15 protein-coding genes are annotated in these 17,957 nt (G+C 69.3%); 8 read left to right on the forward strand and 7 right to left on the reverse strand.

Translation table 11 applies throughout. The features are described from left to right. Window positions 1-54 precede the first annotated feature (54 nt). From DFR41_RS13765 to DFR41_RS13780, 4 genes are all read right to left on the reverse strand, one after another. Window positions 55-408, reverse strand: coding sequence for a VOC family protein (locus DFR41_RS13765; protein WP_017762372.1), 354 nt, complete (start codon window positions 406-408; stop codon window positions 55-57). 141 nt (window positions 409-549) lie between these two features. Then, window positions 550-1,149 carry a DUF938 domain-containing protein gene (locus DFR41_RS13770; RefSeq protein WP_114803086.1) on the reverse strand — a complete coding sequence of 200 codons (600 nt, stop codon included), beginning with the start codon at window positions 1,147-1,149 and terminating at the stop codon, window positions 550-552. A 31-nt stretch (window positions 1,150-1,180) separates the two neighbouring features. After that, window positions 1,181-2,368, reverse strand: coding sequence for an acetyl-CoA C-acyltransferase family protein (locus DFR41_RS13775; RefSeq protein ID WP_114803087.1), 1,188 nt, complete (start codon window positions 2,366-2,368; stop codon window positions 1,181-1,183). 39 nt (window positions 2,369-2,407) lie between these two features. Then, window positions 2,408-3,193 carry an enoyl-CoA hydratase/isomerase family protein gene (locus DFR41_RS13780; RefSeq protein ID WP_114803088.1) on the reverse strand — a complete coding sequence of 262 codons (786 nt, stop codon included), beginning with the start codon at window positions 3,191-3,193 and terminating at the stop codon, window positions 2,408-2,410. A gap of 197 nt (window positions 3,194-3,390) precedes the next feature. Between DFR41_RS13780 and DFR41_RS13785 the strand changes: the two genes are divergently transcribed. After that, window positions 3,391-4,173: a transporter substrate-binding domain-containing protein gene (locus DFR41_RS13785; protein ID WP_114803089.1), complete on the forward strand. Its 783-nt coding sequence runs from the start codon at window positions 3,391-3,393 to the stop codon at window positions 4,171-4,173. A gap of 176 nt (window positions 4,174-4,349) precedes the next feature. Here the strand turns inward: DFR41_RS13785 and DFR41_RS13790 are convergent, their stop codons facing one another. The 3 genes from DFR41_RS13790 to clpB all read right to left on the reverse strand — a co-directional run bounded on the left by DFR41_RS13790 (window position 4,350) and on the right by clpB (window position 8,871). After that, the gene (locus DFR41_RS13790; protein WP_114803090.1) at window positions 4,350-5,696 is read right to left on the reverse strand and encodes an amidase; all 1,347 of its coding nucleotides are present in this window, start codon (window positions 5,694-5,696) and stop codon (window positions 4,350-4,352) included. Between the two features lie 51 nt (window positions 5,697-5,747). Next, window positions 5,748-6,095 (reverse strand): hypothetical protein, encoded by a 348-nt coding sequence (locus DFR41_RS13795; protein WP_234197022.1) that lies wholly within the window; start codon window positions 6,093-6,095, stop codon window positions 5,748-5,750. A 154-nt stretch (window positions 6,096-6,249) separates the two neighbouring features. After that, on the reverse strand, window positions 6,250-8,871 hold the full coding sequence (gene clpB / locus DFR41_RS13800; RefSeq protein ID WP_114803091.1) for an ATP-dependent chaperone ClpB: 2,622 nt from the start codon (window positions 8,869-8,871) through the stop codon (window positions 6,250-6,252). 232 nt (window positions 8,872-9,103) lie between these two features. Between clpB and DFR41_RS13805 the strand changes: the two genes are divergently transcribed. The 7 genes from DFR41_RS13805 to DFR41_RS13835 all read left to right on the forward strand — a co-directional run bounded on the left by DFR41_RS13805 (window position 9,104) and on the right by DFR41_RS13835 (window position 17,902). After that, window positions 9,104-10,060 (forward strand): Bug family tripartite tricarboxylate transporter substrate binding protein, encoded by a 957-nt coding sequence (locus DFR41_RS13805; RefSeq protein WP_244917749.1) that lies wholly within the window; start codon window positions 9,104-9,106, stop codon window positions 10,058-10,060. A gap of 317 nt (window positions 10,061-10,377) precedes the next feature. After that, on the forward strand, window positions 10,378-10,881 hold the full coding sequence (locus DFR41_RS13810; protein ID WP_269214823.1) for a type IV pilin protein: 504 nt from the start codon (window positions 10,378-10,380) through the stop codon (window positions 10,879-10,881). Beyond that, window positions 10,881-11,510 carry a GspH/FimT family pseudopilin gene (locus tag DFR41_RS13815; protein WP_081682259.1) on the forward strand — a complete coding sequence of 210 codons (630 nt, stop codon included), beginning with the start codon at window positions 10,881-10,883 and terminating at the stop codon, window positions 11,508-11,510. Before DFR41_RS13810 ends, DFR41_RS13815 begins: the two co-directional genes overlap by 1 nt. Then, entirely contained in the window at window positions 11,504-11,980 is a 477-nt protein-coding gene (gene pilV, locus DFR41_RS13820) for a type IV pilus modification protein PilV (RefSeq protein ID WP_114803093.1), read from the forward strand. Before DFR41_RS13815 ends, pilV begins: the two co-directional genes overlap by 7 nt. After that, window positions 11,977-13,170 carry a PilW family protein gene (locus DFR41_RS13825; protein WP_114803094.1) on the forward strand — a complete coding sequence of 398 codons (1,194 nt, stop codon included), beginning with the start codon at window positions 11,977-11,979 and terminating at the stop codon, window positions 13,168-13,170. Before pilV ends, DFR41_RS13825 begins: the two co-directional genes overlap by 4 nt. Beyond that, window positions 13,164-13,796: a pilus assembly PilX family protein gene (locus tag DFR41_RS13830; RefSeq protein WP_017762203.1), complete on the forward strand. Its 633-nt coding sequence runs from the start codon at window positions 13,164-13,166 to the stop codon at window positions 13,794-13,796. Before DFR41_RS13825 ends, DFR41_RS13830 begins: the two co-directional genes overlap by 7 nt. Then, on the forward strand, window positions 13,793-17,902 hold the full coding sequence (locus DFR41_RS13835) for a pilus assembly protein (protein WP_147284358.1): 4,110 nt from the start codon (window positions 13,793-13,795) through the stop codon (window positions 17,900-17,902). The genes DFR41_RS13830 and DFR41_RS13835 overlap by 4 nt, the downstream gene beginning before the upstream one ends. Window positions 17,903-17,957 lie beyond the last annotated feature (55 nt).

Consider the following 17,957-nt stretch of genomic DNA (forward strand, 5'->3'; position numbering starts at 1 on the left):
GCGCGCACGCCGGCGACGCGAAGGGTGACCGGAACAGGCGAGGGCGGGAAGAAGTCAGCAGGCGAGCGCCGCGCTCAGTACCTGCGCCAGCACCAACTGATTGCCATCGGGATCACGCAGGAAGGCGATGCGCACGGCATCCGCATCCTGGCGCCGGGTCGGACGCAGGCCGGCGCCGTCCATCTGTTCCAGCTGCTGGTCCAGGTCGTCGACCACCATCGTGACCGACGCACCCGCCGCACCCCGCGTCTGTCGCATCAGCCGAAGGCAACAACCACCTTCGAAGCGCCATTCGGCGACTTCGGCATCGCGGCGCACGGGCGCGCTGCCGATGAGCAGCGCATACCACGCGATGGATTGGTCCAGGTCCTTCACGGCCACGCCGGCCAGCATGTTGGTGATGCGCATGGGTGTCTCTGCAGTTTGCGCGCTCAATATGCGACCGAGCCGGGCGGGGGATCGAGAGACGTCGGCGTAGGACTACGTAGGATCGCAGCCCGCCTTATCGCACCGACCCTGGCCCTACCGGGTTGCGGCCGACGGGCGCCCTCAGGCCCGGCGAACGAAGACCAGCAGCAGGTTGTTGGCCGGCATGTCCACGCGCTCCATCGCGTCGAGCCCGGCCTCGGCGGCCTTTGCAGCGACCTCGGCCAGCGTCCGCAGCCCCCAGGCGGGATTGCGGCGACGCAGGTCGGCATCGAAGGCCGCGTTGCTGGGGGCCAGGGGCTCGCCTTCGACCACATAGGGGCCATAGAGCACCAGCAGCCCGCCCGGCCGCAGCGCCCGGCCCGCGCCCCGCATCAAGCCTTCTGTGCAGTCCCAGGGCGAGATGTGGACCATGTTGGCGCAGTACACGGCGTCCAGGCTGGCGGGTGCGACGGGCCAGGCCTCGCGCACATCCAGCGCCACCGGCGCCAGCACCTGGGGCAGGTTGGCCGTGCGCGCCGCGATGGCGGGCAGCAGGGTGGCGTCGGGCTCGGTGGGCAGCCAGGTCCATTCGGGCAGCGCCGCCGCAAAGTGCGCCGCATGCTGGCCGGTGCCGGCCGCCACCTCCAGCATGTGGCCGCGCACCGGCAGCAGGCGCAGCAACTCGGCCAGGATCGGCCCCTTGTTGCGCTCGGCCGCCGGGCTGGTGATCAGGCCCGGCACCGCGTCGGCCTCGTTCTGAAGTGCATGCGCCTCACACGCGCTCGAAGATGGCGGCGATGCCCTGGCCGCCGCCGATGCACATGGTCACCAGCGCATAGCGGCCCTGCACCCGGTGCAGCTCGGCCAGCGCCTTGACGGTGATGATGGCGCCCGTCGCACCCACCGGATGGCCCAGCGAAATGCCCGAGCCGTTGGGGTTGACCTTGGCCGGGTCGAAGTCCAGCTCCTTCATCACGGCACAGGCCTGGGCGGCGAAGGCCTCGTTGGACTCGATGACGTCCAGGTCGCTCACCTTCAGGCCGGTGCGTGCCAGCACCTTGCGCGTGGCCGGCACCGGGCCGATGCCCATGTAGGCCGGCTCCACGCCCGCATGGGCATAACCGACAAGGCGCGCCAGCGGCTTCAGACCCAGGGCCTTCACCCGCTCGCCCTCGGCCAGCACCACGGCGCCGGCGCCGTCGTTGATGCCCGACGCGTTGCCAGCGGTCACCGTGCCACCCTCTTTCTTGAAGGCAGGCTTCATGCCGGCCAGCACCTCGACGGTGGTGGACGCCTTGACATGCTCGTCGGTGTCGAAGACGACCACGCCCTTGCGGGTCTTGATCTCGACCGGGACGATCTGGTCCTTGAACCGACCGGCAGCGATTGCGGCGGCCGCGCGCCGATGGCTCTCAGCAGCCAGCGCGTCCTGCTGCTCGCGCGTGATGCCGTGGCGCTCGGCCACGTTCTCGGCCGTGATGCCCATGTGGATCTTCTGCCAGGGGTCGTGCAGGATGCCCAGCATGTAGTCCACCAGCTGCACGTCGCCCATGCGGGCGCCGTAGCGGGCGGCGGTGTCGAAGTAGGGGCCGCGGCTCATCGACTCGGAGCCGGCGCCGATGGCGATGTCGCAGTCGCCCAGCGCAATGGCCTGCGCCGCCGAGACGATGGCCTGCAGGCCAGAGCCGCACAGCCGGTTGACGTTGAAGGCCGGCGTCTCGATGGGGCAGCCGGCGTCGATGGCGGCCACGCGGCTGAGGTAGGCGTCCTTGGTGTCGGTGGGGATCACGTTGCCCATCACCACATGGCCGATGGCGTCCGGCGCCACGCCGCTGCGCGTCAGCGCGGCCTTCACGGCGGTGGTGGCCAGCTGGGTGTTAGGGACGTCCTTGAGCGCGCCGCCGAAGGTGCCGATGGCCGTGCGGGCGGTGCCGACGACGTAGATGTCGCGTGGGGTCATGGTGAAGTCCTCGTCGTAAAAAAAGGGGGGGTGCCGCGTTCAGCGGCCCTGGAAGGCGGGCTTGCGCCGGGCGAAGAAGGCGTCCACGCCCTCGCGGAAGTCGGCCGTGGCGGCACAGACCTGGAAGGCCTCTTCCTCGGCCGCCAACTGTGCCGGAAGATCACGCTCGACGCTGCCGCGCAGGAGACGCCGCAGCTGGCCAAGCGCCCGCGTGGGGCCGGCCGCCAGCCGCTGGGCCAGCGCCAGGGCCTCCGCCGGCAACGCGTCGGCCTCGACCACGCGGTTGATCAGGCCCATGCGCTCGGCAGCCTCCGTGTCGAGCATGTCGCCCAGCAGGGCGATCTCCAGCGCACGGCGCAGGCCCACCCATCGCGGCAATGCCCACGACGCACCGACGTCGCAACTAGCGCCGATGTTGACGTAGGCCAGGTTGAAGCGGGTGCCCTTGGCCGCCAGCACGAAGTCGGCCTGCAGCATCAGACTCAGGCCGGCGCCCGCGGCCACGCCGTGCACCTGGGCGACGACGGGCAAGTCCAGCGTCGCCAGCAACTGCAGGGCCTCGTGCAGCGGGCCGATCAGCGCCGCCGCACCGCCCTGCGGATCGGCCGAGAGCACGCCCAGGTCGCCACCCGCCATGAAGCCCTTGCCTTCGCCGCACAGCAGCAGGGCCCGCACGCCCGGATCGGCGGCCAGCCCCCGCACGGCCGCCAGGAAGGCCTGGGCCATCGGCACGTCGATGGCGTTGAGCGCCTGGGGCCGGTTGAATCGCAGGATGGCCACAGCGCCTTCGCGCGAGGTCAGCAGGGGGGATGCGTCGTCGCTCATGCTCGTTTGTCTCCAATGAAGGACGCCCGCCGCCGGCGATGGACGGGCGGGCCGCCGGATTCTAGGGACGGCCTCCTGCGGCGCGCGCCCCGGCGCCGCGCCGGTCGCCGATGCCGCCCACGCGCCACCCATGCCGGCGCGCGGCGGGAGCGCCGCACAATGCGCGCACTTCCACTTCCCCCAAAGAGCCACCGCCCATGCTCACCCGTCGTTTCTTCTCCTTCGCCGCCACCGCCCTGGTCGCCGGCCTCACGCTGATCTCGACCGCCCACGCCGGCCCGCGCCTGGACCGCGTGCTGGACACCAAGGTGCTGCGCGTCGGCACCCCCGGCGACTACCGGCCCTTTGCCATCAAGACCGACAGCGGCTATTCCGGCCACGACATCGATCTGGTCGAGCGCATGGCGAAGGAACTGGGCGTTCGCATCGAATGGGTGCCCACCACCTGGCCCAACCTGCTCAAGGACATGCAGGCCGACAAGTACGACCTGGCCGTGGGCGGCATCACCCGCAACGTGACCCGCATGCGCGTGGTGGCCATGCTCCCGGGCTACGCGCCCTTCGGCAAGGTGGCACTGGTGCGGGCGGCCGACAAGACCAGGTTCACCACGCTCGAATCGCTCAACCAGCCCGGCGTGCGCGTCATCAAGAACCCCGGCGGCACCAACGAGGCCTTCGTGCTGGAGAACCTCAAGGCCGCCCAGGTCAGCACGCACGAGAAGAACGCCGAGATCCCCGCGCTGATCGCCGAGGGCAAGGGCGACGTGATGATCACCGAGACTTACGAGGCGCTGGTCTATGCCAAAGCCGACCCGCGCCTGCATGCCGCCTTCATCGACACGCCGCTGACGCCGCCGAGCAAGCTGGGCTTCATGCTGCCGGCCGACGACACCGACTACCTGCGCGTGATGAACTTCGTCTGGGACCAGCTGGAGACGCGCGGCGCGCTCAAGCAGGCCGCAGACAAGTGGTTGAAATAAAGATCGCCCCCAGGCTGCGCGCTTCGCGCTCCGCCAACCCCCTCGCGGGGGCACATCCAGCGGCCCAGCACAGCCGGTTCCGCGGATGTCTGCGCATGGCCTGCTCCGCGGCCTTCTGAACGGCCAGCGCCGGGGTGCCGTCGGCGGCGACTTCCTGAGCCGCCAGGCGATCCGGGTCAGGCCAGCGCCGCCTCCACCGCCAGCGCGGCCGCCGCCAGCCGCGCATCGTCGCCGCGCACCGAGGCCAGCATCAGCCCCACCGGCAGTTCGCCCGGCGCCTGGCAGGGCAGGCTGAAGGCGCAGCCGTCGAGGAAATTGATGGCGAAGGTGTTGCGCAGCAGCAGGCCATTCGCCTTGAAGAAGGCCTCGTCGCTGGCCAGCAGTTCGTCGATGGGCGGCGCGGTGATCGGCACGGTGGGGCAGACGAGCGCGTCGAAACCCTGCAAGGCCGCCTCCATGCGCGCGATCCAGCCCCGGCGGCCGTCCTGCATGGCGATGTAGTCGGCCGCCCCCACCGACATGCCCAGGTCGATGCGGGCCGCCACGCGGGGGTCGTACTCGGCACGCCGGGCTCCGATGCGATGGCGGTGCACCGCCGCGGCCTCCACCGGCGAGAAGCCCCCGGGCGCGTTGATGCGGGCGATCTCGGTCAATTCCTCCAGCGGCAATTCGGTCACCAGCGCCCCTGCAGCCGACAGGCACGACAGCGCGCGGTCGAAAGCGCGGGCCACGGCAGGCTCGACGCCGTCGAACATGAGCGAAGTCGGCACGGCCAGGCGCAAGCCCGCCACGCCGTCGCGCCGACGCACCACGAGCGGCGTGTCGGCGATGGCAGCGTCCAAGGCCAGGCAATCCTCGACCGTGCGCGCCATGGCGCAGACGGTGTCCAGCGAGCGGGCCAGCTCGAAGGCCCCGTCGCGCGGCGTGCGCGACTGCGTGCTCTTGAAGCCCACCAGCCCGCAGAGCGCGGCCGGGATGCGGATGGAGCCGCCCGTGTCCGAGCCCAGCGCGCCCACCGACAGCCCCAGCGCCACCGACACCGCGGCGCCGCTGGAGGAGCCGCCGGGAATGCGCGCCACCTGCGCATCCGCCGGATTGCGCGGCGTGCCGTAATGCGGATTGATGCCCACGCCGGAGAAGGCGAACTCGGTCATGTTGGTCTTGCCGACGATGGCGGCGCCCTGAAGCCGCAGCCGTGCCACGGCCGCTGCATCGCGGGGGGCTGGCGGCTCGCCCTGGCAGGCCACCGAGCCGGCCAGCGTGACCTCGCCGGCCACGTCGTACAGGTCCTTGATCGACACCGGCAGCCCCGCCAGCGGGGGCATCGGCACGCCCGCGGCCTGCATGGCATCGGCGTGGCGCGCGGCCGCCCGCGCGGCGTCGGGATAGAGGCGGGTGAAGACGTGGCCAGCGGCCGGCGCCGAAGCGCCTTCGAGCACCTGCTCGATCAGCGACGCATGCGTCAGGGCGCCGCCAGCAATTCGCTGGCGCAGTTCGGGAATGGGAGGAAGCGCGGAGGTCATTCGGGCGTTTCTAGCACGCCCCGGCGGCGGGCCGCGCGCCCGCAAGAATGCTCAGTCGTCGCGGCCGACCGGACGGGCGCTGACGTCGCTCACGTCGGCGTTGAAGCCGCGACGGCCGGCGGGCACCAGCTCGCCGCGGGCCCGCGCGGCCATCTCGTCGGCCGCGGTGCGCTCGGGCTTGCGGGCCTCGGCCGCGGCGCGGAAGCGCTCGAAGCCGGCGCGCGGATCGAAGCGGCTGCCGAACACCGCCGCCCCCAGGGGCGACACCGGCTTGCCCGTCAGCCGCGCCCACAGGCTCCGAACCATCAGCACGGCCGCCAGCAGCAGGGCTGCGACGGCGAGGCTCGCCGCAAAGACGAGGCCAATGAGCACGAGGACGATTCGGATCAGGAAGTTCATCATGAAAGCTTAGGCGAAGGCGGAAACCTGCAGTTCCCGCATCGATACGAATTGAAAAGAAGCAGCAGGAGACCCGCGTGCGCGCAGGGCGCAGATGCACGAAGGCCTGCGCCTTCAAAAGGCGCAGGCCTCGTGTGGGCGCCAGACGCTGCGATCAGGCAGCCGCCTCGGCGCTCTCGCCCGCCTTGGCGAAGTGGAAGGCGCCCGGCTCGCGGATCGGGTCCACGGTGACGCGCACCTCGTCCTTCGGCCCGAAGCGGCCCTCCAGCAGCAGCTTCGACAGCGGGTTCTCGATGCGCTGCTGGATCGCCCGCTTGAGCGGCCGCGCGCCGAACACCGGATCGAAGCCCACCTTGGCCACTTCGGCCAGCGCGGCCGGCGCCACGTCCAGGCCGATCTCCAGCTTGGCCAGGCGCGCCTTGAGCACCTGCAGTTGGATCTCGGCAATGGCCTCGATGTTCTTCGCGTCCAGGCCGTGGAACACCACCGTCTCGTCGATCCGGTTCAGGAACTCGGGTCGGAAGTGGTTGCGCAGTTCGTCCCACACCGCGTCCTTCACCTCCTGCTGGTCGCGCCCCGCCATCGCCTGGATGATGGGCGAGCCGATGTTGCTGGTCATCACGATCACCGTGTTCTTGAAGTCCACGGTGCGGCCCTGGCCGTCGGTCAGGCGGCCGTCGTCCAGCACCTGCAGCAGGATGTTGAACACGTCCGGATGGGCCTTTTCCATCTCGTCCAGCAGCACCACGCTGTAGGGCTTGCGGCGCACGGCCTCGGTCAGGTAGCCGCCTTCGTCGTAGCCCACGTAGCCGGGGGGCGCGCCGATCAGCCGGCTCACCGAATGCTTCTCCATGAACTCGCTCATGTCGATGCGTATGAGGTGGTCCTCGCTGTCGAAGAGAAAGCCCGCCAGCGCCTTGCACAGCTCGGTCTTGCCCACGCCCGTGGGGCCCAGGAAGAGGAAGGAGCCGGTCGGCCGGTTGGGGTCGGACAGGCCCGAACGCGAGCGGCGGATGGCATTGGCCACCGCGGTGATGGCCTCGTCCTGGCCCACCACGCGCTCGTGCAACTTGTCTTCCATGCGCAGCAGCTTCTCGCGCTCGCCCTGCATCATCTTGGACACGGGGATGCCGGTCGAACGCGACACCACCTCGGCAATTTCCTCCGCGCCCACCTCGGTGCGCAGCAGGCGGTTGCCACTGCCCTTGCCGTCGGCGCCGGCTTCCTTGGCCTGCGCTTCCTTGAGGCGCTTCTCCAGCTCGGGCAGGCGGCCGTACTGGATCTCGGCGACCTTGTTGAAGTCACCCTTGCGGGTGGATTCCTCGATCTGGAAGCGCAGCTTGTCGATCTCTTCCTTGATCTGGGCCGAGCCCTGGGCCGCGGCCTTTTCGGACTTCCAGATTTCCTCCAGGTCGGAATACTCCTTCTGCACCTTGGCCACTTCCTGGTCGAGCAGTTCGAGCCGGCGCATGGAAGCCTCGTCGGTCTCCTTCTTCATGGCCTCGCGCTCGATCTTGAGCTGGATCAGGCGCCGGTCGAGGCGGTCCATCTGCTCGGGCTTGGAGTCGATCTCGATCTTGATCTTGGCCGCGGCCTCGTCGATCAGGTCGATGGCCTTGTCGGGCAGGAAGCGGTCGGTGATGTAGCGGTTGGACAGCTCGGCCGCCGCGACGATGGCCGCGTCGGTGATCTCCACGCCGTGGTGCACCTCGTACTTCTCCTGCAGGCCGCGCAGGATGGCGATGGTGTCCTCCACGCTCGGCTCGCCCACCAGGATCTTCTGGAAGCGGCGCTCCAGCGCGGCATCCTTCTCGATGTACTTGCGGTATTCGTCCAGCGTGGTGGCACCGATGCAGTGCAGCTCGCCGCGCGCGAGGGCGGGCTTGAGCATGTTGCCGGCGTCCATGGCGCCCTCGGCCTTGCCGGCGCCCACCATGGTGTGGATCTCGTCGATGAAGACGATGACCTGGCCTTCTTCCTTCGCCAGCTCGTTGAGCACGTTCTTGAGTCGTTCCTCGAACTCGCCGCGGAACTTGGCACCGGCCAGCAGCGCCGCCAGGTCGAGCGACAGCACGCGCTTGCCCTTGAGCGAGTCCGGCACCTCGCCCGCCACGATGCGCTGGGCCAGGCCTTCGACGATGGCGGTCTTGCCCACGCCGGGCTCGCCGATCAGCACCGGGTTGTTCTTGCTGCGACGCTGCAGCACCTGGATGGCGCGGCGGATTTCCTCGTCGCGGCCGATCACCGGGTCGAGCTTGCCGATGCGGGCGCGCTCGGTGAGGTCCAGCGTGTACTTCTTGAGGGCCTCGCGCTGGCCCTCGGCGTCGGCGCTGTTGACCGACTGGCCGCCGCGCACGGCGTCGATGGCCGCTTCGAGCGACTTGCGGGTCAGGCCGTTCTGGCGGGCGATGTCGCCCACACTGCCCTTGGCGTCGGCGACGGCCAGCAGGTAGAGCTCGCTGGCGATGAATTGGTCGCCGCGCTTGATAGATTCCTTCTCGGTGGCCTGCAGCAGGCGGCCAAGCTCGGGGCCTACCTGCACGCCGTCGCCGCCCTGCACCTGCGGCAGGTTCTTGACGGCCTGCTCGGCCGCCTGGCTCAGGCCGGGCACGTTGACGCCGGCGCGCTCCAGCAGCGGGCGCGGACCGTCGCTCTGGCGCAGCATGGCCAGCAGCAGGTGAGCGGGTTCGATGTAGGCGTTGTCATTGCCCAGGGCGAGCGATTGGGCGTCGACCAGGGCTTCCTGGAACTTGGTGGTGAGTTTGTCTTGGCGCATGGTGGTGAAAAACCTCCGGGTTGACGGGGAGATTGGGCTGGCCGCGGACGATTCAAGACCAGCGCGGGCACATCTCTTGCGTTGGCTCAAACCTCTCACATGATCCATTGGTGAAACCATGGATCATTCCTTCAACAAACGAGTCAGTCCCCTGTCCCTGTTGCGGGTACGCTCGCTTTTTTCCTCGGAGTTCTTCCCCATGTCCCTGCCTTCTGTCTTTCGTCCGGGCCTGATGCGCCGCACCTTCGCACTGGGCGCGCTGCTGGTCGCCGCCGGCCTGGCCCAGGCCCAGTCGACCGGTCCGATCCGCCTGCTGGTCGGCTTTCCGGCTGGTGCCGGCACCGACGCGCTGGCCCGCACCATCGCCGACAAGCTCAAGGACGAGCTGGGCGCTCCCGTGGTGGTGGAGAACCGCGCCGGCGCGGGCGGACAGATCGCCGCGCAGTACCTGAAGACCGCGCCGGCCGACGGCCATGTGTTCTTCGTGTCGCACGACCATACGATCTCGATCCTGCCGGCCGTGACCAAGAACCCCGGCTTCAATCCCGCCAGCGACTTCACGCCGGTTGCCGGCATCGCCACCTTCTCCAACGTGCTGGCCGTCTCGGGCGGCACGCCCGCCAAGACGATCCAGGAATACGTCCAGTGGGTAAAGACCAAGAAGGACGGCAAGGACTCCATCGGCGTGCCCGCGCCGGGCTCGATCCCGGTCTTCCTGACGCAGCTGATCGGCAAGAAGTACGGCATCGACGTGCAGGCCGCGCCCTACCGCGGCGGCGCGCCGCTGCTGGCCGACATGATGGGCAACCAGATCGCCGCCGGCATCGCGGGCGTGCCCGACCTGATGGAACTGCAGCGCACCGGCAAGGTCCGCGTGGTGGCCGCCATCGGCGCCAAGCGCGATCCGCTGCTGCCCCAGGTGCCCACCTTCACCGAACTGGGCTTCGACAACCTGGACGACTATCCCTGGTATGGCGTCTTCGCACCCGTGGGCACGCCCCAGCCCGTCATCGACAAGTTCAGCGCCGCACTGCAGAAGGTGCTGGCGCAGCCCGAGACCAAGAAGAAGCTGGTCGACATGGGCCTGCATGTGAACTACGAGCCGCAGGGCCAGTTCGCCGGCCGCGTCCGCAGCTACACCCAGACCTGGGAACGCATCATCAAGGACAGCGGCTTCCAGCCGCAGTGAGTCGATCTCGGACACGCCCCCGCGGCCGCCTGTACGTCCGCATCCACACGCCCCGCGGCTTCCGGCCCCGGGGCTTTTTCATGACCGGTCCTTGCCAGGACAGGCGCGTGGCTGCGGGCCTGTCCGGCGCGCCGACCCACGCGCCGGGACGCCGCCCAGCGCATCGGCCACCGGACGGCGCTTGGCGCCACTCGTCGCGCCATGAAAACCGCTCGTCGGAAATGTCAATTAGCGTCAACCGAAAGCGTTAACACCCACCTGACACCACGTTAAGTTCGAGGAATATTGCATTTATTTGCAATATGAAGAATCTTGATGTGACCTACTCCCACTGCTTCCCCTCCCCCTCCGGCCGCGCCCGAAGCCCCGCGTCGGCGGGCTTCACTCTCATCGAGGTGATGATCGTCGTGGCCATCGTCGGCATCCTGGCGGCGATCGCCCTGCCGGCCTACTCGGACTACATCCGTAGGGGACGCATTCCCGAGGCGACCTCGAACCTCGCGGCCTATCAGGGTCGGATGGAGCAATGGTTCCAGGACGCCAAGACCTACTCCGCGCCCGGCTCCGCCACGGTCTGCGGCGCGATGCAGGCGGCGGTCACGCTCAAGTATTTCGGCCTGAGCTGCACGCCTGGCGCGGCCAATGCCAACGGCGGCACCACCACCTACACGCTCACCGCCACGGGGACCGGCGCCATGACCGGCTTCACCTACACCGTGGACCAGGACGGCAACAAGACGAGCACCATCACCGGCGTCTCCGGCTGGACGGCCGCCACGCCCAACAACTGCTGGGTCACCAACAAGGGCGGGATCTGCTGATGCAGCGGGGGCGTCGGCGGGGCGCGGGGGGCATGAGCCTGATCGAGCTGATGGTGGGCGTGGCCCTGCTGGCCATCCTGCTGGCGCTCGCGGTGCCCGCCTTCGGCGACTGGATGCGCAACGCCCGGGTGCGCACCACGGCCGAGTCGCTGCGCGCCGGGCTGCAGCAGGCGCGCGCCGAAGCCATCCGCCGCAACGCCAACGTGCGCTTCCAGCTGGTCACCACCCTGGACAACGGCTGCGCGCTGAGCACCAGCGGGCCTTTCTGGGTGAGCAATGCCGGCGCCTCCGTGTCGCCGGCCTCGGGCTGCGCCGGCGCCATCAGCACGACCGTCTCGCCCTTCCTGATCCAGAAGAGTCCGGTGGTGAGCAATGCGACCAGCGACATCACCCTGACCGCCAGCGGCAGCGGCGTGATCGCCTTCGATCCGCTGGGCCGCATGACGGGCACCACCAACCCCACCATCGCGACGCCGGCGCAGTTCACGGTCGACCTGGGCAGCAGCGGCGGCAGCTGCATCGCCCAGGGCGGCAACGTGCGCTGCCTGCGCATCGCCGTGAGCGTCAGCGGCGACGCGCGCCTGTGCGACCTGACCCGCACCACCACCAACGACCCCATGAAATGCTGACCCCGGTGCACACCCGCGCCCGCCGCGCCCGGCCGCAGCAGGGCGCCACCATCATCGAAGTGCTGGTCGCGCTGGCCATCTTCGCCATCGGCATGCTGGGCATCGCCGGCCTCTATGCCACGGCCGTGCGCCAGGCCTCTGGCGCCGAGTACCGCACCACCGCGGCCATGCTGGCCAACGACCTGATCGGCCGCATGTGGATGAGCGACCGCACCGCCGGCACGCTGCAGGGCAACTACGGCAGCAGCGGCAACGGCGCCGGCTATGCCAGCTGGCGCGCCGCGGTCACCAACTCGGGCCTGCCCGGGGCGGACAGCAGCACGCTGGCCCCCACCGTCACCTTCAGCACCGTGAGCGGCGGCGGCACATCGCCCGTCAGTACCAGCCTGGCCACCATCACCATCTTCTGGAAGGGCCCGGGCGATGCCACCGCCCACCAGTACGTCGCCCTGGCGCAGATGAAGCCATGACCGCCACCCGCCTTCCCCTCCCTGCCCCCCGCACCGGGCGCCGCAGCCGCCTGGGCGGCTTCAGCCTGGTCGAGATCATGGTGGGCATCCTCATCGGCATGTTCGCCGTGCTGGTGATCCTGCAACTGCTCTCCTCCACCAGCACGCAGCAGCGGCTGGCCGGCAGCAGCGGCGACGCGCAGATCAACGGCGCCATCGCCTCGCACCTGCTCAGCCGCGAACTGACGCAGGCCGGCCTGGGCCTGAGCGCCTACACGCTGCTGGGCTGCTCGCTGGGCTACACCACGACCGGCGATGGCGCGGCCGTGACGCTGGGCGCGCTGGCGCCCGTGACGGTCAATCCCGCCACCTCACTGGTGCCGGCGGGGGACGCGAACACCGACACGCTGCTGGTCATCGGCGGCGCCTCCGGCAGCCCGTCCGAGGGCGATGCGACCCTGGCCGTGAGCACATCGACCAGCCTCACGGTCAGCACGCCCACCAGCTTTGCCGTCGGCGACTGGGTGGTGGCGGCCGGCACCACGCGCGACAGCAGCTCGGCCTGCGCGCTGCGCCTGGGCCGGGTGACGGCCATCTCCGGCTCGGCCCTGACACTGACCTCGGCCACCGCCAGCCTGCCGCTGAACAGCGGCGCCTACAACCTGGGGGCCCGGCCGAACATCCATGCCTTTGCCGTGCGCAACGGCAATCTGACCATGTGCGACTACCTGGTCAACAACTGCGGCAGCAGCAGCGCCACCGGCAACAGTGCGGTGTGGGTGCCGATCGCCAGCAACGTGGTGAGCCTGCGTGCCCAGTACGGGCGCGATACCAGCGGCCTGGCCGCATCGACCATGGATGGCGTGGTCGACAGCTTCGACCAGACCACGCCGGCGAGCGGCGGCACCGTGCCGCTGTACTGCGGCTGGCTGCGCGTGATCGGGCTGCGCCTGGCGCTGGTGGCGCGCAGCCAGCAGTACGACAAGGCGCTCGTCACCACGGCCGCACCGACCTGGTCGGGCGCCACGGCCAACACCAGCACCACCACCGCCCTCACCACCGTGACGCCCACGGCCGCCCCCATCGACCTGAGCGGCAACAGCGAATGGCAGCACTACCGCTACAAGACCATCGAGGTGAGCATCCCTTTGCGCAACATCATCTGGAACGGCAACCAGCAGAGCTACCAGGGGGGCAACGTCAAATGCTGAGTCCGCGCCGCCCATGCCGTGGCCAGCGCGGCTTCATCATGGTGATCGCGCTGGTGGCCCTGGTCATCATGACGCTGGCGGCCCTGGGCCTGATGCGCACCGTCTCCACCTCGGCCACCATCGCAGGCAACCTCGCGTTCGAACAAGCGGCCGCGACGTCGGCCGACCGAGCCGTCGAGGCGGCCATCGCGTGGCTGGAGAACAGCACGGGCAAGGCCAGCGTGTCGGGCCTGGGCACCTGCAGCACCGGCACCACCGTGCTCGCCTGCGACCAGAAGGCCGCCGGCTATGCGGCGGTGCGCACCGACCCGGCCAGTGGCCAGACCTGGACCACGGTCTGGAGCAACCTCGTCGCGGCCGGCTATACCGCCGTTACGCTGAGCCCCGCGCAGGACAGCGCGGGCAACACGCCCGCCTACCTGATCCAGCGCATGTGCAGCGCCGCCGGCGATGCCTCCAGCACCAACGGCTGCAGCGCCTCGCCGCTGGCGCTGGACACCTCCAGCAGCCGCAAGGCCGGCAGCTTGGCGCCTCCGACCAACGCCCAGGTGTACTACCGCATCACCGTGCGCGTGGCGGGGCCGCGCAACACCGTCTCCTTCATCCAAGCCATGGTGGCGCTATGAATGCATCCCTTCGCCGTCACGTCGCGCGCGCCCGCAGTTGGCGGGTGCAACTGGGCCTGCTGGCGCTCGGCCTGGTGGCGCCGGCGCTCGGCGCGGTGACCGACCTGGCCACCGCCCCGCTGGAGACATCGAGCGCCACGCTGGTCAAGCCCAACATCCTGTACGTGCTCGACAACTCCGGGAGCATGGTGTGGGACTTCATGCCCGACTGGGCGGGCGACAGCGACTACCGGAACAACGATTCGCTGGTGCGCAACAGCCGCTTCAACGGCGTGTACTACGACCCGGCCATCACCTACTCGCCACCGCTTTACTACGACGGCAGCAGCTATCCCAGCATGACGGCGGCCAATACGTCGACCTGGACGCGGGTTCCCTACGACGGCTTCGGTGCCATGTCGACGAGCAACATCCCGAACACCGGCACCAACAACCTCTTCACCAACTCCAATTCGGGCAGCACGCAGAACCTCACCAGCCAGGCCTACTACTACACCTTCGTGCCCGGCGAGTACTGCACCGCTGCCAACCTGCGCACCTGCAACACGCAGAGCGCGCCCTCGACGACCTACCCCTTTGCGGCCTACCTGCGCTGGTGCACCTCGGCGTCGCTAACCAACTGCCAGGCCTCGCGCATCGACAGCAGCAGCGCGCCGGCCACGTACACCTACGAGCGCCCGGCAGGCCTACCGACCACTGCCACTCTCTCCGTCTCAGGCCTGACCTTTCTGACCGGCACCAGCGTGAGCAGCATCAAGGTCAACGGACTTGAGATCCTATCCGCAACCACTTCGAGCAGCACCAGCACCTCGACCGTGGCGGCGCGCATTGCCGCCAACATCAACAGCTGCACGACGGCCACCACAGGCAACTGCCAGGTTGCCGGTTTCAGCGCAAGCGCCAGCGGTAGCACGGTGACCGTGAGCGCGCCAGACGGCAATACAACGGGCACGCCGGTGGTCACACGCTCCGGCAACTTTTCGGTCACACCCACCGCCTTCAGCGGCGGCACGCCAGGCAGCAACCTGCTAACGACGATCACCTCCAGCACGGCCACCTACACCTACCCCGGCAGTACGACCCGCGCGAGCACCCGCACAGACTGCACCACCAACACCACCACCTGCACCTATGCGGAGGAGATGACCAACTTCGCCAACTGGTGGGCGTACTACCGCACGCGGATGCAGGCCATGAAGAGCGCCACCAGCATCGCCTTCAACACCCTGACGGCCAACTACCGCCTGGGGTACATGAGCATCAACAACAGCAGCGGCACGACCAACTTCCTGAACGTGGCGGACAACAACGCGGGCAGCGGCGGGCAGAAGCAGCTGTGGTACAGCCGCCTGACCACCGCCCTGCCCGGCGGCGGCACGCCGCTGCGCTTCGCGCTGTCGCAGGCCGGCCAGTACTACGCGGCCAAGGTGAGCAGCATCAACGGCGTGACCACGACCGACCCGATGCAGTACGCCTGCCAGCGCAACTACACCCTGTTGTCGACCGACGGCTACTGGAACGCTTCGACCGCCACCGGGCAGCTGGGCGTGACCGTCACCGGCGGCGCCATCGGCGACCGGGATGGCGCCGAGTCGCGCCCCTTCCTCGACGGCAATGCCATCGCCGACACGCTGGCCGACGTGGCCGAGTACTACTACGTCACCGACCTGCGCGCCTCGGCCTTCGGCAACACCACCAACAGCGCCGGCACCGACGTCTCGAGCAACGCCTATTCCAACAAGTTGCAGAACATGGTCACGTCCACCATCGGGCTGGGGGCCTCGGGCTTCATGCTCTACGACCCGGACTACGCCAACGCCACCAGCGGCGATTACTTCGCCGTGGCCAACGGCACGCTCACGAGCAGCAGCACCCAGACCGCCGGCACCTGCATCTGGCAAAGCTCGGGCCGCTGCACCTGGCCCACGCCGGTGGGCGACACGCAAACGGCCATCGACGACCTCTGGCACGCCGCCGTCAACGGCCGCGGCACCTACTACAGCGCCGCCAACGCCGCCGACATCAAGGCCGGACTGAGCAACTTCCTGAACACGGTGGACGCCACCACTGCCAGCTCCGCGGCCGTGGCGCAGAGCGCCCAGGTGCTGAGCACCAGCACCAGCAGCTACACCTACTCGGCGACCTTCTGCTCCGGCAAGTGGTTCGGGGACCTCGCACGCTACCCCGTGGATGCCACCACGGGCGCGACCGGCACCACGCCAGACTGGTCGCTGTCGGGCGTGGGCAGCGACTGCGCGAGCAACTCCGGTGCCCTCACCACGGCGCCGCTGCTGGACAACACGGCCTACACCGCCCGCACCCTCTTCACCTATGACGCGGCCAACAACGCGCGCGTGAGCTTCGACTGGAGCTCGCTCACGCCGACGATGCAGGGCTATTTCCAGATCGCGTCCATCTCGTCGATGTCCCAGCTGTGCACGGCCGGCACCAGCTGCCTGCCGGCGGACCAGCGGGTGGACAGCACGCAGGCCGGCACGACCACCGGCGCCGGCGGCCTCAACCTCGTCAACTACCTGCGCGGCGACCGCAGCAACGAGGGCACGCCGCGCACCCGCTACTACCGCTCGCGCACGCATGTGCTGGGCGACATCGTCAACTCGGCCCCGGTGTACGTGCAGGCGCCCATCCGCAACTATGCCGACACAGGCTACGCGGCCTACAAGTCCGCCCAGGCCTCGCGCACCGGCATGGTCTACGTGGGCGCCAACGACGGCATGCTGCACGCCATCAATGCCAGCACCGGCGCCGAGGCCTGGGCCTACATCCCCTCGGTGCTGCTGCCCAACCTGTACAAGCTCGCCGACAAGAACTACGCGGCCAATCACAGCTATTTCGTCGATGGCCAGATCACGCAGGCAGATGTGTACGCCAACGGCAGTTGGCGCACGATCCTGGTGGGCGGGCTGGGCGGCGGCGGCCGGGCCTATTGGGCACTGGACGTGACCAACCCGGCCTCGCCGTCGGTGCTGTGGGAATTCGGCAGCAGCAGCGTGCTGCCGTCCAGCCGCCGCGACGACGACGTGGGCTTCACCTACGGTGCACCGGTGGTGACCAAGCTGTCGGACGGCACCTGGGTCGCCATCGTCAGCTCGGGCTACAACAACCTGTCGCCCGGCAGTGGCCAGGGCACGATCTGGGTGCTCAACGCCGTGACCGGCGCGCTCATCAAGAAGATCGGCAACGGCCTGGGCACCAGCGGCACCGGCACGGTCACCGGCTGCTCGGCGGCCCCCTGCCCGAGCGGCCTGTCGCAGATCAGCGCCTGGACGGACAGCACCGTCGACAACACCGCCACGCAGGTCTACGGCGGCGACCTCTACGGCAATCTCTGGCGCTTCGACCTGCGAAACCTGACCGCCAGCGGCGGCACCGCGCCCGTGCAGCTTCTGGCCGTGCTGACCGATGCCTCGAACGCGCGGCAGCCCGTCACGACCACGCCCGAACTGGGGCTTGCGGCCGGGCAGCATGTGGTCTTCGTCGGCACTGGCGCCTACCTGGGCGTGACCGACGTCACCACCACGCAGGCGCAGACCATGTACGCCATCAAGGACCCGCTGACCACGAGCACCAGCGCCCTGTTCAACACGCCCCGCACCAACGCCTGCACCACGGGTGCCACCACCAACTGCTTCATGCCGATCACGCTGACCGACAACGCCGGCACGCGCACGGCCAGCAGCCTGGCGAACACGACGATGGACTTCCGCACGATGAACGGCTGGTATGCCGACCTGCCGCGCTCCGGCGAGCGGGTGGATGTGGATCCGATCCTGTACGCGGGCACGCTGGTCTACGTGTCGAACACGCCCAGCAATGCCGGCGCCTGCACCACGGGCGGCTCGAGCTTCATCAACTACGTGAACTTCGCCACCGGCCTGGCAGTGACAGGGACCACCAACGTGGGGGCGCTGCTGTCGAGCGCCGGCGTGTCGAGCGCGGCGACGCTCTCGATCACGCCTTCGGGCCGGATCGTAGCGACCACCAAGGATTCGACCGGCGCGGTGAAGATCACGACGGTGCCCACCTCCACCACCGCAACCGGCACGCGCCGCATCTCCTGGCGGCGGCTGCAGGACGGCTCTTGAGAGGCGTGGACGCGGACAGGCGACCCGGGCCGGTCCGTTGCACGACCGACGCCCG

The sequence above is a fragment of the Pseudacidovorax intermedius genome (assembly GCF_003350475.1).
GTDB classification, from domain to species: domain Bacteria; phylum Pseudomonadota; class Gammaproteobacteria; order Burkholderiales; family Burkholderiaceae_C; genus Xenophilus; species Xenophilus intermedius.

Coding starts and splice junctions, on each gene's coding strand:
- DFR41_RS13830 (WP_017762203.1), top strand. CDS start 13,164: ATGCTGAGTCCGCGCCGCCCATGCCGTGGCCAGCGCGGCTTCATCATG.
- DFR41_RS13815 (WP_081682259.1), top strand. CDS start 10,881: ATGCAGCGGGGGCGTCGGCGGGGCGCGGGGGGCATGAGCCTGATCGAG.
- DFR41_RS13775 (WP_114803087.1), bottom strand. CDS start 2,368: ATGACCCCACGCGACATCTACGTCGTCGGCACCGCCCGCACGGCCATC.
- DFR41_RS13785 (WP_114803089.1), top strand. CDS start 3,391: ATGCTCACCCGTCGTTTCTTCTCCTTCGCCGCCACCGCCCTGGTCGCC.
- DFR41_RS13795 (WP_234197022.1), bottom strand. CDS start 6,095: ATGAACTTCCTGATCCGAATCGTCCTCGTGCTCATTGGCCTCGTCTTT.
- DFR41_RS13765 (WP_017762372.1), bottom strand. CDS start 408: ATGCGCATCACCAACATGCTGGCCGGCGTGGCCGTGAAGGACCTGGAC.
- DFR41_RS13780 (WP_114803088.1), bottom strand. CDS start 3,193: ATGAGCGACGACGCATCCCCCCTGCTGACCTCGCGCGAAGGCGCTGTG.
- DFR41_RS13805 (WP_244917749.1), top strand. CDS start 9,104: ATGCGCCGCACCTTCGCACTGGGCGCGCTGCTGGTCGCCGCCGGCCTG.
- DFR41_RS13790 (WP_114803090.1), bottom strand. CDS start 5,696: ATGACCTCCGCGCTTCCTCCCATTCCCGAACTGCGCCAGCGAATTGCT.
- pilV (WP_114803093.1), top strand. CDS start 11,504: ATGCTGACCCCGGTGCACACCCGCGCCCGCCGCGCCCGGCCGCAGCAG.
- clpB (WP_114803091.1), bottom strand. CDS start 8,871: ATGCGCCAAGACAAACTCACCACCAAGTTCCAGGAAGCCCTGGTCGAC.
- DFR41_RS13825 (WP_114803094.1), top strand. CDS start 11,977: ATGACCGCCACCCGCCTTCCCCTCCCTGCCCCCCGCACCGGGCGCCGC.
- DFR41_RS13835 (WP_147284358.1), top strand. CDS start 13,793: ATGAATGCATCCCTTCGCCGTCACGTCGCGCGCGCCCGCAGTTGGCGG.